This window comes from Aeromonas sp. 19NY04SH05-1 (assembly GCF_040581895.1).
Taxonomy (GTDB): domain Bacteria; phylum Pseudomonadota; class Gammaproteobacteria; order Enterobacterales; family Aeromonadaceae; genus Aeromonas; species Aeromonas enteropelogenes.
Window position 1 is genome coordinate 2015728 of the sequence record NZ_CP095328.1, and the last position, 16117, is coordinate 2031844.

Consider the following 16117-nt stretch of genomic DNA (forward strand, 5'->3'; position numbering starts at 1 on the left):
AGCGCTGACGTTCGTTGTGGTTAACGCTGACGCTCCTGAGCGCGCAGCTTGAGTTGTTTTGATTGCACATGCAGGCTGGCGCGTACCAGCAGCTCACGGTCATCTTCACGGATCCGCACATAGTCGAGCACCACGTGATTGCCGTGCTCGCCCCCCTCGACCTGCTTGACCTGGCCATAGCAGTAGATGGCGGCCGCCTCGTCGCGCAAGAAGATCTTGAGGCGCACTATCTGGTGTGGCTGAGGGACATCGCCATGGCCGTGGTAGGGGTGCAGATAGGTGAGTTGGCCGGCACCGAAACGCAGGGTGTGGAAGCGCTGCTCGGGATGATCCTGCAAGGAGAGGACATAGCTCATGATCATGTCGATCTTGCGGGATTGCTGATTGACGATCTCGAGGAGGTCGTGCATCGAATCATTCTGGTTGCGCAGCAAGCGGGTGGTCACCAGATCGATGGAGGTGATGGCCGAGGCGATCCGAAAGGGCTCCGGCAGCTCAGCGTCCAGCTCCTCCAGTGAAGGCAGCTGAAAGTCGGCCGGCATGGGGATCACATTGACCGGCGTGGCATGAGTGACGCTGAAGAACTGTTCCTGCATGGAGGCTATCCCTTGTTGTCATAGACGGTTTCCCTTTATTATCCGGTATCTTATTTTGTTGGCAACGTACATATCCTTGAAGACCGGACTTTTTCAGCCCCTTTCGCTGGCCATCGGCCTGCGCTATGCGGGCTCGAAGCGCAGCAACCGCTTCGTCTCATTTATCTCCCTGTTTTCCACCTTTGGCATCGCCATCGGAGTCGCGGCTCTGATGGTGGTCATTTCGGTGATGAACGGATTCGAAGGCCAGCTCAAGGGGCGCATCCTCGGGGTGATCCCTCATGTGGTGGTGACCAATCAGGCCGGCCGCATCGATGCAGCGCCCCAGGGCCTACCGGATCTCGCCAAGCTGCCCCATGTGGTGGCCACGGCCCCCATGCTCGACAGCGAGGGGATGCTGCAAAGCCCCGGCCAGTTGACCGGGGTGAGCGTGCAGGGGATCGATCCCGCCCGCTGGCCCAAGGGGGATATCCTTCACAGTCAGATGCTGGGGGGGCGCCTCGATACCCTGCAGGCCGGTCAATACCGGATCGTGCTGGGGCAGGGGGTGGCTCGTCGCCTCAACGTCTCCATCGGGGACCAGGTTCGCCTGATCCTGACCGAGGGAACCCGCTTCACCCCGTTCGGTCGTGTCCCGGCCCAGCGCCTCTTCACCGTCTCCGGTATCTTCGGGGTCGGGGCCGACGTGGACAACCAGATCGCCCTGATCGCGCTGGGGGATGCCCAGCGCCTGCTGCGGCTGCCGACAGAAACGGTCGGTGGCATTCGCCTTTGGCTCGATGATCCTTTCGCCGCCGATCAGGTGATCAAGACCCCGCTGCCCGACGGTCTGCAGTGGCAGGATTGGCGCCGTGAGCGGGGCGAGCTGTTCCAGGCGGTAGCTATGGAAAAACGGATGATGGGGCTGATGCTGGTGCTGATCATCGCGGTCGCCACCTTCAACATCCTCTCCGCCCTGGTGATGGTGGTCACCGACAAGGAAGGGGAGGTGGCCATTTTGCGCACCATGGGCATGAGCGAGGCAGGGATAGTCAAGATCTTCATGGTGCTTGGCGCCTCCAGCGGGGTGATCGGCGCCCTGTTCGGCGCGCTGGCTGGATTGGCCCTGACCCTGGGACTCAACCCCCTGCTCAATGCCCTCGGGCTCAACCTCTATATGGCGGCGGGCGGCAGTGGCCTGCCGGTGATCGTGGAGCCTGCCCAGGTCATCACCATTTTGCTTGGGGCTGTACTGCTCAGTTTCAGCGCCACCCTCTATCCTGCAGCCCGTGCGGCCAGAGTGAAGCCGGCCGAGGCGCTGCGTTATGAATGATTCATCTTCTGTTGTTACTGCCGGTGTGGTCACTGGTGTAAGTGGAGCCCCGTTTATGAATGAAGCCCTGTCCTGTGAGCCTCTGCTGCGTTGCCAGGCCCTCAACCATGTCTATAAAGAGGGCGAGCTGGAGACCCAGGTCCTCAAGGGGATTGATCTCTGTGTTGCACCCGGCGAGATGCTGGCGGTGGTGGGCAGCTCGGGGTCGGGCAAGACCACCTTGCTGCATCTGATGGGCGCGCTCGACAATCCCTCCAGCGGTGCCGTGTTGTTCAAGGGGGAGGATATCCACCGCTGGAACAGCCGTACCCAGGCGAGATTTCGCAACCGCGAGCTGGGGTTCGTCTATCAGTTCCACCACCTGCTCTCCGAATTCAGCGCGCTGGAAAATGCCGCCATGCCACTGCTCATCGCCGGTGAATCGGTGGCGGTGGCCACCGAAAAAGCGACCCGCATGCTGAGTCGGGTGGGGCTCTCCCACCGCCTGCACCATCGCCCCTCCGAGCTCTCCGGCGGCGAGCGCCAGCGGGTGGCCATCGCCCGCGCCCTGGTCAACGAGCCGAGCCTGGTGTTGGCGGACGAACCCACCGGCAACCTGGATCACGCCAGTGCCACCGCCGTTTATGAGTTGCTCTGTGAACTCAACCGCGAGCTTGGCACCGCGTTTGTGGTGGTGACCCACGATTTGAGCCTGGCGGCCAAACTCCATCGCCGGGTGACCTTGGTGAGCGGCGTGATGGCGGAGGTTGCCTGATGTTCAAACCGCTGCCCCTGTTTCTGGGCCTGCGCTACAGTCGCTCCCGTCGTCGCAACGGGTTTATCGCCTTTATTTCGGCCTCATCCCTCATCGGGATCGCCCTCGGGGTGATGGCGCTGATCCTGGGGCTCTCCGCCATGAACGGTTTCGAGCGCGAGCTCAAGAACCGGGTGCTTTCCGTGGTGCCGCAAGGGGAGCTGGATGCTGTCGAGCGGCCGTTGCCGGACTGGCCCCGCCTGCGCGATTACCTGCTGGCTCAGCCTGGTGTCGAGGCTGCGGCACCGGTGATCCGCCTCAACGGCCTGTTGGAGCACGGCACAGCCCTTAAAGGGGTGCAACTGCGCGCCGTGCTGCCGGAGCTTGAGGCCAATTTGTCGGATGCGGGCAAATACATGACGGGACGAGGCCTTCGCGATCTGCAGCCCGGCGAGCGAGGGGTCATTCTCGGCAAGACCATCGCCGACAAGCTGGGGGTTAACATTGGTGACTCGGTCGCCCTGCTGTTGCCTCAGGGCGGGGATGATGCGGGCATCAAGAATCCCAGACGGGAAGCCCTGACGGTGGTGGGGCTGCTAGAGATAGGCGGCCAGCTTGATGGCCTGCTCGGTTTCATGCATCTGGAAGATGCCCAGGCCATCACCGACATGGGTAGCGGCGTGGAGGGGTTCAGCCTGCGGGTGAGCGACGTGCTCAAGGCGCAGTCCATCACGGTGGCCGCCGCCCAGCAGTTCCCCTACCACGTCTACATTCGCAGCTGGATGAACAGCCAGGGTTACCTCTATCAGGACATCCAGATGGTGCGTACCGTCATGTATGTGGTGATGTTGATGGTAGTGGCGGTGGCCTGCTTCAATATCGTCTCCACCCTGGTGATGGCGGTGAACGAGAAGCGCAGCGAAATCGCCATCCTGAAGACCATGGGGGCAAGTCCCGGTCAGATCCGGCTCACCTTCGTGATTCAGGGCATGGTCAATGGGGTGGCGGGGGCCTTGCTGGGGGCACTGCTTGGCGGCCTGCTCTCCAGCAAGCTGACCCAGATCATGAGGGTCATCGAGAGCGTGATCGGTCATCGTTTCCTCAACCCCGACATCTACTTCATCGACTTCCTGCCCACCGAGCTGCATATGCAGGATCTGGTGATCGTGACCAGTGCCGCCATCCTGATGAGCCTGGTAGCGACCCTCTATCCCGCCTGGCGGGCGAGCGGACTGGTGCCGTCCCGCGAGCTGGGCCACTGATCCCCAGCCTGTGTGAACGAAAGTGAAAAGAGAAGGGCCCGCCGGTGCAAACCGGCGGGCCCTTTGTCTATCGGGATGCCTGATGCTCAGTGGGCGTTCAGCTCATCGAGCGGCAGGGAAAAGCTGGCCACGAAGGTGTCGATAAAGTAGCGCATCTCCTCGCTCATCCGCGCTTCCAGCATGGCCTCGAGGCGTTTTCTGGCCGGTTCGAACTCCCGGTTGCCAGCGTTGATCTCCTCCAGACACTTGGTATAGGCGCAGAGGGTATCGGCATCTTTCACCAGTCTGGCCAGTTCGCCGTCCTGGGCACCCGAGTCCAGCAGGGGGCGAAAATCCTCCACCAGTTCCGGGGGCAGCATGGCGAGCAGGCGCTGTTCGGCGGCCAGTTCTATCTTCTTGTATTCGCGGGCGATCTCGGGATTGAAATATTTGACCGGGGTGGGCAGATCGCCGGTCAGCACCTCGCTGCTATCGTGATAGAGCGCCATCACGGCGGCGCGATCCGCATCCACCTGGCCGCCAAAAAGGCGATTTTTGATGAGCCCCAGGGCGTGGGCCACCATGGCCACCTGCAGGCTGTGCTCGGCGATATTTTCGGACTGGATATTGCGCATCAATGGCCAGCGGTAGATGAGCTTCATGCGGGCGAGATTGGCGAAAAAATGGCTGGGTAACATGATGAGCCTCGGCAACGGACAATGAAAAAGGGCAGACCCTAGTCTGCCCTTTTTTTCGCTGGCAGGCATCGCCTGCTCCCGCTTTTTACCAGCTTCAGCGGATATAACGGCCCGATTCGGCCTCCTGGTTGGTCACTATCATCTGGCCGATGGGGGCCAGGCTGATCAGGGCCAGCTTGAGGTGCTGGATCCCGAACGGGATGCCGATGATGGTGACGAAACAGGCCAGCGCCGAGGCGATGTGGCCGATGGCCAACCAGACACCGATCAGCACGAACCAGAGGATGTTGCCAATCAGGCCCATGGTCCCGGTACCGATGTCACTTAGCCCCGTCATGGTCTTGCGGTTCACCGCCTGCTTGCCAAACGGGAAGAAGGTGAAGGTGCCGATGACGAAACAGGCGCGTCCCCAGGGGATACCGATGAGGGACACGAAACAGAGCAATCCGGCCAGCCACCAGGCCAGTCCCATAAAGATGCCCCCCAGTACAAACCAGAGCAGATTGAACAAGAAGCGGAAAAAGGCCATGTGGTAACTCCAGATACATCGATTTGGCAGCCACCATAGCGAGGGAGGGCAGGGGACGCAATCATTGATTGGTTTCCCCCCGGTTTGACCGGACAATTCGGGTCGTGACCGTGACAATCATCGGTTGGCGGTCTTCTATTTCCTGGAAAATGAGCAACAAATCGGCATTCGAATGAAAAAAGGTGAGCAAACGCAAAATTATTGCTCCTTGCCGGTTGAAGTCGGGCCAGGTTCTCCCCATATAAAGGACAGTTTTGCACGAATTGTGCTTGCACTCAGCCCAATCCGGGGGATGTGTGGCTCGACTCGACCAAAGTGCGCCGCTATAATGCCGCGTCATATTTTCTCATCACAAAGACATATCGTTGTCTTTATAAACAGGAAGACTCCGGGCTTTGCCCAGGGGTAATAAAGGGTCAGCACACAGTGCTGAGTTGAACGAGGTAGAAGAATGCAAGTTTCTGTAGAGACAACCCAGGGTCTGGAACGCCGTCTTACCATCACCGTACCGGCCGCTACCGTTGACGCCGCCGTGCGCAAAGAATTGAATGGCCTGGCCAAAACCCGTCGCATCGACGGTTTCCGTCCTGGCAAGGCTCCGGTTGCCATCATCAAGAAGATGTTCGGCGCCATGGCTAACGCCCGCGTTGCCGATGAAATGATGCAGAGCAACTTCATCAAGGCCATCATCGAGAACAAACTGAGCCCGGCCGGTGCCCCGACCATGGATCCGAAAGAGATCAAAGAAGGTCAGGATTTCGAGTTCACCGCCACTTTCGAAGTGTACCCGGAGTTTGAAGTTGCAGGCCTCGAGTCCATCAAGGTAGAGAAGCCGGTTGCCTCCGTGAAGGATGAAGATCTGGCCAACATGATCGACACCCTGCGCAAGCAGCACGCCACCTGGTCCGAGGTTGATGCCGCAGCCGCCAACGGCATGCGTGTCACCATGGACTTCGTAGGCTCCATCGACGGTGAAGAGTTCGACGGCGGCAAGGCCGAAGGCTTCAACCTGGTACTGGGCGCCGGTCGCATGATCCCTGGCTTCGAAGACGCCATCATGGGCAAGAAAGCGGGCGACGAGTTCACCATCGACGTGACCTTCCCGGCTGATTACCACGCCGAAAACCTGAAAGGCAAGGCCGCCAAGTTCGCGTCCAAGCTGCACAAGGTTGAAGAGCAGATCCTGCCCGAGCTGACCGAAGAGTTCGTGAAGCGTTTCGGCATCGAAAGCGGCAACGTTGAAGAGCTGAAAGCCGAAGTGCGCAAGAACATGGAGCGCGAACTGGCTCAGGCTCTGAAAAACAGCGTGAAAGAGCAGGTACTGAACGGTCTGGTTGAAGCCAACCAAATCGATCTGCCGAAAGCTGCCGTTGCCCAGGAAATCGACACCCTGCGTCAACAAGCTCTGCAGCGTTTCGGTGGCTTCCAGGGCGGCAATGCGCCGGAACTGCCGGCCGAGCTGTTCCAGGCTCAGGCCGAGCGTCGTGTACGCGTAGGTCTGCTGCTGGGTGACGTGATCCGCACCAACGAGATCAAGGCTGACGACGCTCGCGTCAACAGCATCATCGAATCCATGGCAACCGCTTACGAAGATCCGAAGGAAGTGATCGAGTACTACCAGAAGAACGAGCAGATGCTGAACGGTGTTCGTAACCTGGCTATCGAAGATCAAGCCATCGACCTGATCCTGTCCAAAGCGCAAGTGACCGAGAAAGAAGTTGCCTTTGACGAAGTGATCAACAAGTCTGGTGCCGCTGCCTAAGAACATTTGACTTAAGGTCAAGACTGTTAAGTATAATGGCTCGTGTGATCTCCACTCGGGCCATTTTATTTTAGGGACAATGCCTTATGTACAAGAACTATAACGATGTGACCGATTCTCCCAACAATGCGCTGGTGCCCATCGTGGTCGAACAGACCGCCAAGGGTGAACGTTCCTACGATATTTACTCCCGTCTGTTGAAAGAGCGGGTGATCTTCCTGACCGGTCAGGTCGAAGATCAGATGGCCAATCTGGTGGTGGCGCAGTTGTTGTTCCTTGAGTCCGAAAATCCGGACAAGGATATCTACATCTACATCAACTCTCCGGGTGGCTCGGTGACTGCCGGCATGTCCATCTATGACACCATGCAGTTCATCAAACCGGACGTCAGCACCGTCTGCATGGGCCAGGCCTGCTCCATGGGGGCCTTCCTGCTGGCCGGTGGTGCCAAGGGCAAACGCTTCTGTCTGCCCAACGCCCGCGTGATGATCCACCAACCGCTCGGCGGCTTCCAGGGCCAGGCGTCTGACATTCAGATCCATGCCCAGGAGATCCTGAAGATCAAGAATACCCTGAACGAACGACTGGCCTTCCATACCGGTCAGGACATGGCTACCATCGAACGTGACACCGATCGTGACAACTTCATGTCTGCCGAGCAGGCGGTGGCCTACGGTCTGGTTGACGGTGTCCTGAGCCAGCGCGGCTGAGCAGGGAATTCCGGTATGTTGTAAACTCAACAGGCCGTCCTCTATTGATAAAACGAGGTTGCTGAATGACAGAGAAACGCAAGGGTGAGGGTGATAAGCTGCTCTACTGCTCTTTTTGCGGCAAAAGCCAGCATGAAGTGCGCAAGCTGATCGCTGGCCCTTCCGTCTATATATGTGATGAGTGTGTCGAGTTGTGCAACGACATCATCCGCGAGGAGATCCGCGAGATCTCTCCCAAGCGCGATGGTAACGAGCTGCCGACCCCTCATCAGATCCGTGCTCATCTCGATGACTATGTGATCGGGCAGGAGTACGCCAAGAAGGTGTTGGCCGTTGCCGTCTACAACCACTACAAGCGTCTGCGCAACAGCGGCGAAAACAGTGGTGTGGAGCTTGGCAAGTCCAACATCCTGCTGATCGGCCCGACCGGCAGCGGCAAGACCCTGCTGGCCGAAACCCTGGCTCGTCTGCTGGATGTCCCCTTCACCATGGCCGATGCCACCACCCTGACCGAAGCCGGTTACGTGGGTGAGGACGTGGAGAACATCATCCAGAAGCTGCTGCAAAAGTGCGACTACGATGTGGAGAAAGCCCAGCGTGGCATCGTCTACATCGACGAGATCGACAAGATCTCCCGCAAGTCAGACAACCCCTCCATTACCCGCGACGTGTCCGGGGAAGGGGTACAGCAGGCCCTGCTCAAGCTGATCGAAGGTACCATCGCTTCCGTGCCGCCGCAGGGTGGTCGCAAGCATCCGCAGCAGGAGTTCTTGCAGGTCGATACCTCCAAGATCCTCTTCATCTGCGGCGGAGCCTTTGCCGGTCTGGACAAGGTGATCGAGCAGCGCTCCGTCAAGGGAACCGGGATCGGTTTTGGCGCCGAGGTCAAACCCAAGGATGCCAAGGCTACCCTGAGCGAGACCTTTGCCAAGGTGGAGCCGGAAGATCTGATCAAATATGGTCTGATCCCCGAGTTCATCGGTCGTCTGCCGGTGGTCGCGACCCTGACCGAGCTGGACGAGGCTGCCCTCATCCAGATCCTGCAAGAGCCGAAGAACGCGCTGACCAAGCAGTACGCAGCCCTGTTCGATCTGGAAGGGGTCGAGCTCGAGTTCCGTGAAGATGCACTCCACGCCATTGCCCGCAAGGCGATGGAGCGCAAAACCGGTGCCCGTGGTCTGCGTTCCATCGTGGAAGCCGTGCTGCTCGATACCATGTATGACCTGCCTTCCCTGGAAGGGGTCAGCAAGGTGGTCATCGACGAGACCGTGATCAAGGGGGACTCCGCGCCCCTGATGATTTACGAAAATCCCGAGACCCAGGCAGCCGCATCAGAATAACTGTCTGATTTTTAATCAAATGAAAGGGGCTTTTTGCCCCTTTCATGCTTTTTACGGTTTCGGCGATTGAATCTCGTCTAAGCGCCCCCATATACTCAGCCAAGCGCTTTGCCAACGGTATAACAAGCCGAGAGGACATATATGAACCTAGAGCGTTCAGAACGCATCGAGATTCCCGTCCTGCCTCTTCGTGACGTGGTGGTTTACCCCCACATGGTCATTCCACTCTTTGTGGGGCGGGAAAAATCCATTCGCTGTCTGGAAGCGGCCATGGAGCAGGACAAGAAAGTCCTGCTGGTGGCCCAGAAGGATGCGTCAACCGATGAGCCGACGGTGGAGGAGATCTTCTCCGTCGGGACAGTGGCCAATATTCTGCAGATGCTCAAGCTGCCCGACGGCACCGTCAAGGTGCTGGTAGAGGGGGGCCAGCGTGCTCGCCTGGAGCGGATGATCGACGACAAGGATTTCTTTGTCTGCGAGGCCCAGTACATTCCCTCAAAAGCCATTGACGACAAGGATCAGGAAGTCCTGGTTCGCTCTGCCATCGGTCAGTTTGAAGGTTATATCAAGCTCAACAAGAAGATCCCGCCCGAGGTGCTCACCTCGATTTCGGCGATCGAAGATGCGGCGCGCCTGGCTGATACCATGGCCGCCCACATGCCGCTCAAGCTCGAAGACAAGCAGAAGGTGCTGGAAATTGTCTCCGTCTCCGAGCGAATCGAATTCCTGATGGCGATGATGGAGTCGGAGATTGACCTCTTGCAGGTCGAGAAACGCATCCGTACCCGCGTCAAGAAGCAGATGGAGAAGAGCCAGCGCGAGTACTATCTCAACGAGCAGATGAAGGCCATCCAGAAAGAGCTGGGTGAGCTGGAAGACAGCCCGGATGAATTCGAAGCCCTCAATCGCAAGATTGAAGAGGCCGGCATGCCCGCCGACGCCCGCGAGAAGGCTCAGGCCGAGCTTGCCAAGCTGAAGATGATGTCACCCATGTCGGCGGAAGCCACCGTCGTGCGTAGCTACGTCGACTGGATGGTGCAGGTGCCCTGGAAGGCGCGCTCCAAGGTCAAAAAAGATCTTGGCAAGGCGCAGGAGGTGCTGGATGCCGATCACTATGGCCTTGAGAAGGTCAAGGATCGGATCCTCGAGTATCTGGCAGTACAGGCGCGGGTGAACAAGCTCAAGGGCCCGATCCTCTGTCTGGTTGGCCCTCCCGGTGTTGGCAAGACCTCCCTGGGTCAGTCCATCGCCAAGGCTACCGGCCGCAAATATGTGCGGATGGCCCTCGGTGGGGTGCGTGATGAAGCGGAGATCCGCGGTCACCGTCGTACCTACATCGGCTCCATGCCCGGCAAGCTCATCCAGAAGATGGCAAAAGTTGGCGTGAAGAACCCGCTGTTCCTGCTCGACGAGATCGACAAGATGAGCTCGGACATGCGCGGCGATCCCGCCTCTGCGCTGCTGGAAGTGCTGGATCCGGAGCAGAACAACAGCTTCAACGATCACTATCTGGAAGTGGATTATGACCTGTCGGACGTGATGTTCGTGGCCACCTCCAACTCCATGAACATCCCGGGGCCGCTGTTGGATCGGATGGAGGTGATCCGTCTCTCCGGTTACACCGAAGACGAGAAGCTCAACATCGCCAAGCAGCACCTGGTGGCCAAGCAGATCCAGCGCAACGGCCTGAAAGAGTCCGAGATCACCATCGAGGATTCCGCCCTGATTGGCGTTATTCGTTATTACACCCGCGAGGCGGGGGTACGTAGCCTGGAGCGCGAAATCTCCAAGATCTGTCGCAAGGCGGTCAAACGCATCCTGCTGGACAAGAGCATCAAACATGTTCTGGTCAACCAGGAGAACCTCAAGGAGTTCCTCGGGGTTCAGCGCTTTGACTACGGCAAGGCGACCGATCAGAACCAGATTGGTCAAGTCTGTGGCTTGGCGTGGACTGAAGTGGGGGGCGATCTGCTCACCATCGAAACCACCAATATGCCGGGCAAGGGCAAGCTCACCTACACGGGGTCTCTCGGGGACGTGATGCAGGAGTCCATTCAGGCGGCCATGACGGTGGTGCGGGCTCGCGCCGAGAAGCTTCGCATCAATGCAGACTTCTACGAGAAGCGCGACATCCACGTGCACGTGCCGGAAGGGGCGACCCCGAAAGATGGCCCGAGCGCAGGTATCGCCATGTGTACCGCCCTGGTCTCCAGCTTGACCGGCAATCCGGTTCGTGCTGATGTGGCCATGACTGGGGAGATCACCCTGCGGGGTGAGGTACTGCCTATCGGTGGTCTCAAGGAGAAGCTGCTGGCGGCCCATCGTGGTGGCATCAAGCGCGTGCTGATCCCCAAAGAGAACGAACGGGACCTCGAGGAGATCCCGGCAAACGTCAAACAAGACCTTGAAATTTATCCGGTTCGCTGGATTGACGAGGTGTTGGAACTGGCATTGCAGGACAATCCGCAAGGGTTTGAACGGGTTTCTACCCTGTAAATGTTGATGCGCCGCAAATTTGGCGCATTCAGGCGGTGGTTAAGGCTTGCATGCGTCCGGCAACGGAAGTAGCCTTGACCACCGATCGGGTACTCGTGATGAGTCGCAATGCGTTATGTGGCGCGGGTTTGCGCCAGATTGTCACTTGCAACTGGTCAGGAGGCTTGCTATAAAACCTCCACTTGTTGTGGCCAGGGAAATCAGCGCCGCAGCGGTGTTCGATAATAGGGGAAAATAAGAGTGAATAAATCTCAACTGATTGACAAGATTGCAGACGGTGCCGATATCTCCAAAGCTGCTGCTGGCCGTGCGTTGGATGCCTTCATTGATGCTGTTGGTGAAGCCCTGAAAGAGGGTGACCAGGTTGCTCTGGTTGGCTTCGGTACTTTTGCTGTTCGCGAGCGTGCTGCCCGTTCCGGCCGTAACCCGCAAACTGGCGCGACCATCGAAATCGCTGCTGGTAAAGTTCCTGCCTTCAAAGCCGGTAAGGCACTGAAAGACGCTGTTAACTAAGCCGGACGCTGATATACGTCGGCTACCGTCCTTGGTCGCAGACCAGACAAGTTAGAGAGTCTTCTCTCATACTGATTGACCAAGGCGCATCGCAATCGGTGCGCCTTTTTATTATTTACGCCCATCGAGTTCGGGAGCATAAGTACAAACATGATGTTGGATAAACTACGCGAAGGGGCGCAGGGCAAGGTAGCCAAGGTTATCTTGGGCCTGATCATTCTCTCCTTTGCCTTGGCTGGTGTAGGCAGCTACCTGAACGGCCCGGCCCGTACCGCCCCCGCTACCGTCAATGGCACGGATATCAGTGCTGCCGCACTGGAAAATGCCTACCGCAACGAGCGCGCCCGCATGGAATCCCAGATGGGAGAAGCCTTCAGCCAGCTGGCCGCCAACCCCGAGTACATGAAACAGTTCCGCCGCGGCGTGCTGGACCGTCTGATCGATCAGGCGCTGCTGGACAGCAAAGCCCATGAACTGGGTCTGCGAGTCAGTGACGAGCAGATCAAGCAGGCTATCGTCGCCATGCCCGAGTTTGCCGAAGAAGGCAAGTTCAACAACGACCGCTACCTGCAGCTCATCCGCCGCGCCGGCATGACCCCGGAGATGTTCAGCGAATCCCTGCGCCAGGACATGGTTCGCCAACAGTTGATGGGGGCCTTGGTCGGGACCGAATTTACCCTCAAGGGGGAAGCCGAGCAGATCGACAAGCTCTACAACCAGACTCGTGATCTGCGTCTGGTGCGTCTGGCTGCCGCCAACTACATGGGTGATGTCCAGGTCTCCGACAACGAGCTGGAGCAGTTCTACAAGACCAATAGCGCCCGTTTCATGAACGATGAGCAGGTCAAGGTGGACTATCTGCTGCTGGATGCTGCCAACCTCGGCAAAAACATCAAAGTGTCCGAGCAGGATGCCCAGGATTACTACGATCAGCACCAGGATCTGTTCCAGCGTCCCGAGCGTCGCCAGGTTGCCCACATCCTGATCCCGTTTGGCAAGGATGAGAAGGCTGCCGAGAAGCAGGCCGACGAACTCCTGTCCAAGGCCAAGAGTGGAGAAGACTTTGCCGAGCTGGCCAAGGCCAACTCCTCCGACACCTTCTCTGCCAAGAAGGGCGGCGAACTGGACTGGTTCGAGAAAGGGGTGATGGATCCGGCGTTTGAACAGGCTGCTTTTGCGCTGACCAAGGCTGGCGATCTCTCCAGCGTGGTGAAGAGCCCGTTCGGTTTCCACATCATCAAGCTGCTGGCGGTTGAACCGGCTCAGACCAAGCCGTTTGCCGATGTGAAAGAAGAGACCATCGCCCGTCTGCAAACCGACAAGGCCAAGGAGCAGTTCTTCGCCGAGCAGCAGAAGATGGCTGACAGCAGCTTCGAGAACCCGGACTCGCTGGATCTGACCGCCGACGCCATGGGCATGAAGGTGGTGTCTTCCGACTATTTCAGCCAGGCCACTGCCCCGGCTCCGTTGAACGATCCCAAGGTGCTCTCCGTGGCCTTCTCTGAACAGCTGCGCGATGACAACACCAACTCCGACGTGATCGAGCTCTCCGATGGCAAGGCGCTGGTGCTGCACATCACCGGTTACCAGCCGAAAGCGGCCAAGCCGCTGGCCGAGGTGAAAGATCAGGTGATTGCTGCTATCAAGCACGACAAGGCGAGCGAAGTGGCTCGCGGCAAGGCACAGGGCCTCTTGGAGAAACTGAAAGCCGGCGACGACATCAAGGCTGATCTGGCGGCGCTGGATCTGAAGGTCGAGACCCACAAGGGGATTGCTCGCTTCGATCGCCAGCTGGATCAGAACCTGGTTGCCCAGGTGTTCATGCTGCCCCATCCGAAAGATGGCAAGCCGAGCGTGGAGCTGGTTACCGAGACCAACGGCGATCGCGTGGTCGTCGCACTGGACAAGGTGAATGTCCCGGCGGCACCGTCCCAGATGGTCAGTCTGCTGCAAGGCCAGCTGGGTCAGGGTCGGGCACAGGCCGATTACAAGTCCCTGATCGAAGAGCTGCGCAAATCAGCCAAGATCGAGTACTTCACCAGCGTGGAAGCGACCGTCGAGTAATCGACAAGATACTCCCCATATTGCAAACGGCTCCTTGATGGAGCCGTTTTGTTATCTGCCATTCACCAATTGATGCAATCGGCCTACAGGCCAGCATAAAAAAACCGGCATCGAGTGCCGGTTTTGACTTTTATCTGCCGAGCAGAGGAGGGGATTATTGTACGCCCTGAGTGCGCAGGTAATCCTCATAGGTACCGCCGAAGTCGCGGATGCCGTTCTCGGTCAGCTCCAGGATGCGAGTCGCCAGGGAGGATACGAACTCACGGTCGTGGGAGACGAAGATGAGAGTCCCTTGATAGAGCTCCAGCGCCATGTTCAGCGATTCGATGGATTCCATGTCCAGGTGGTTGGTCGGCTCATCCATGATCAGGATGTTGGGGCGCTGCATCATCAGCTTGCCGAACAACATGCGACCCTGCTCACCACCGGAGAGTACCTTGACCGGCTTCTTGATGTCGTCCTGGGAGAACAGCAGACGACCGAGCACGGAGCGCACCGCCTGCTCGTCTTCGTTCTCCTGTTTCCACTGGGCCATCCAGTCGAACACGTTGAGATCGGTGTCGAAGTCTTCAGCGTGATCCTGGGCGTAGTAACCGATCTGGGCGTTTTCGGACCATTTGACGGTGCCGCTGTCCGGTGCCAGATCGCCCACCAGGGTTTTGATCAGGGTGGATTTACCGATACCGTTGGTACCCAGGATGGCGACCTTCTCGCCCACTTCCAGCATCATGTTGAGGCCCTTGAACAGGGGACCCTCGCCATAACCCTTGGAGACGCCTTCCACTTCCAGGATGTTGCGATAGAGCTTCTTGTCCTGCTCGAAGCGGATGAAGGGGTTCTGACGGCTGGAGACCTTGACGTCCTCAATCTTGATCTTGTCGATCTGCTTGAGACGGGAGGTGGCCTGACGGGACTTGGAGGCGTTGGCGCTGAAGCGTGACACGAAGGACTGCAGATCGGCGATCTGGGCTTTCTTCTTGGCGTTGTCGGCCAGCAGGCGCTCGCGCGCCTGGGTGGCGGCCAACATGTAGTCGTCGTAGTTGCCCGGGTAGACCCGCAGCTCGCCGTAGTCCAGATCCGCCATGTGGGTGCAGACGGAGTTCAGGAAGTGACGGTCGTGAGAGATGATGATCATGGTGCTCTCGCGCTCGTTCAGTACCTGCTCCAGCCAGCGGATAGTGTTGATGTCCAGGTTGTTGGTCGGTTCGTCCAGCAGCAGGATATCAGGGTTGGAGAAGAGGGCCTGCGCCAGCAGCACCCGCAGCTTCCAGCCCGGCGCCACGGCGCTCATGGGGCCGTTGTGCTGCTCCAGCGGAATGCCGACACCCAGCAGCAGCTCGCCGGCGCGGGCTTCGGCGGTGTAGCCGTCATATTCGGCGACCAGCCCTTCCAGCTCGGCAGCCTTCATGTAGTCTTCGTCGGTGGCCTCCAGGTTGGCGTAGATGGCATCGCGCTCGGCGATGGCGGCCCACAGCTCGGTGTGGCCCATCATGACCACGTCCAGTACGCGCATCTCTTCGTAGGCGAACTGATCCTGACGCAGCTTACCGATACGCTCGTTGACGTCCAGGCTCACATTACCGCCGCTGGGCTCCAGATCGCCGCCGAGGATCTTCATAAAGGTGGACTTGCCACAGCCGTTGGCGCCGATAAGGCCATAGCGGTTGCCGCCGCCAAACTTGACGTTGATGTTCTCAAACAGCGGCTTGGCGCCGAATTGCATGGTGATGTTATTGCTGCTAAGCATAGTGTGTTTGGAAATTCCTTAGTAATCAGTGCATTATTGCACTTAATGAAAATTCGGTGGTGCTATTGGGGCAAGTGTCCATTCTTTGCATTGCACTCCAGATCGAATCAACCCCATTCTGACCAGCTGATTCAATCCACTTTCCATAAACCTTCTGCAACATCTCTGCAGAATTGTGGCCCATTTGTTCGGCAATGAATGCCAAATCCCCGTGGGCAGTCATATTCCAACTGACAAAAGCACGCCGAAGTTGGTAGACCCGTCGATAGCGAACCCCCGACTGTTGGATTGCAGCCCGCCGTGGTGCCACCAGGAATACTGCGGGCTAGAAAGGTGGCTCCCCGGCACTACGTTGGTTGGGCGAAATACTGGGTGC

13 protein-coding genes are annotated in these 16117 nt (G+C 58.4%); 9 read left to right on the forward strand and 4 right to left on the reverse strand.

The annotated features are described in order from the left end of the window. Window positions 1-20 precede the first annotated feature (20 nt). Window positions 21-596 (reverse strand): PilZ domain-containing protein, encoded by a 576-nt coding sequence (locus tag MRK42_RS09350; protein ID WP_026458638.1) that lies wholly within the window; start codon window positions 594-596, stop codon window positions 21-23. Window positions 597-672: 76 nt separating this feature from the next. On the opposite strand from MRK42_RS09350, the gene MRK42_RS09355 reads away from it, so the two are divergent. Genes MRK42_RS09355 through lolE form a run of 3 tightly spaced genes read left to right on the forward strand, consistent with a single transcriptional unit; the run spans window position 673 to window position 3903 of the window. After that, window positions 673-1908 (forward strand): lipoprotein-releasing ABC transporter permease subunit, encoded by a 1236-nt coding sequence (locus MRK42_RS09355; protein WP_042029165.1) that lies wholly within the window; start codon window positions 673-675, stop codon window positions 1906-1908. 55 nt (window positions 1909-1963) lie between these two features. Continuing rightward, a complete protein-coding gene (gene lolD / locus MRK42_RS09360; protein WP_042069567.1) occupies window positions 1964-2662 on the forward strand; it encodes a lipoprotein-releasing ABC transporter ATP-binding protein LolD in 699 nt (232 codons plus the stop codon). Continuing rightward, window positions 2662-3903, forward strand: a complete 1242-nt coding sequence (gene lolE / locus MRK42_RS09365; RefSeq protein ID WP_042069566.1) for a lipoprotein-releasing ABC transporter permease subunit LolE — start codon at window positions 2662-2664, stop codon at window positions 3901-3903. The genes lolD and lolE overlap by 1 nt, the downstream gene beginning before the upstream one ends. An 86-nt stretch (window positions 3904-3989) precedes the next feature. Here lolE and yfbR read toward each other — a convergent pair whose 3' ends face one another. Continuing rightward, window positions 3990-4580 carry a 5'-deoxynucleotidase gene (yfbR, locus tag MRK42_RS09370; protein WP_026457100.1) on the reverse strand — a complete coding sequence of 197 codons (591 nt, stop codon included), beginning with the start codon at window positions 4578-4580 and terminating at the stop codon, window positions 3990-3992. 94 nt (window positions 4581-4674) lie between these two features. After that, window positions 4675-5109, reverse strand: coding sequence for a YccF domain-containing protein (locus MRK42_RS09375; protein WP_026457099.1), 435 nt, complete (start codon window positions 5107-5109; stop codon window positions 4675-4677). Between the two features lie 451 nt (window positions 5110-5560). Between MRK42_RS09375 and tig the strand changes: the two genes are divergently transcribed. From tig to ppiD, 6 genes are all read left to right on the forward strand, one after another. Further along, entirely contained in the window at window positions 5561-6871 is a 1311-nt protein-coding gene (tig, locus tag MRK42_RS09380; protein WP_026457098.1) for a trigger factor, read from the forward strand. Window positions 6872-6957: 86 nt separating this feature from the next. After that, window positions 6958-7581 carry an ATP-dependent Clp endopeptidase proteolytic subunit ClpP gene (clpP, locus tag MRK42_RS09385; RefSeq protein ID WP_042069564.1) on the forward strand — a complete coding sequence of 208 codons (624 nt, stop codon included), beginning with the start codon at window positions 6958-6960 and terminating at the stop codon, window positions 7579-7581. A 65-nt stretch (window positions 7582-7646) separates the two neighbouring features. Next, the gene (clpX, locus tag MRK42_RS09390; protein WP_354689021.1) at window positions 7647-8921 is read left to right on the forward strand and encodes an ATP-dependent protease ATP-binding subunit ClpX; all 1275 of its coding nucleotides are present in this window, start codon (window positions 7647-7649) and stop codon (window positions 8919-8921) included. A gap of 141 nt (window positions 8922-9062) precedes the next feature. Then, a complete protein-coding gene (gene lon / locus MRK42_RS09395; RefSeq protein WP_338612239.1) occupies window positions 9063-11417 on the forward strand; it encodes an endopeptidase La in 2355 nt (784 codons plus the stop codon). Window positions 11418-11657: 240 nt separating this feature from the next. Further along, complete coding sequence (hupB, locus tag MRK42_RS09400; RefSeq protein ID WP_005315375.1) at window positions 11658-11930, forward strand: nucleoid-associated protein HU-beta; 273 nt, start codon at window positions 11658-11660, stop codon at window positions 11928-11930. Between the two features lie 150 nt (window positions 11931-12080). Next, the gene (gene ppiD / locus MRK42_RS09405; protein ID WP_338612240.1) at window positions 12081-13994 is read left to right on the forward strand and encodes a peptidylprolyl isomerase; all 1914 of its coding nucleotides are present in this window, start codon (window positions 12081-12083) and stop codon (window positions 13992-13994) included. Window positions 13995-14148: 154 nt separating this feature from the next. On the opposite strand, the gene MRK42_RS09410 is transcribed toward ppiD, so the two are convergent. Next, a complete protein-coding gene (locus MRK42_RS09410; protein ID WP_042029158.1) occupies window positions 14149-15741 on the reverse strand; it encodes an ABC-F family ATPase in 1593 nt (530 codons plus the stop codon). Window positions 15742-16117 lie beyond the last annotated feature (376 nt).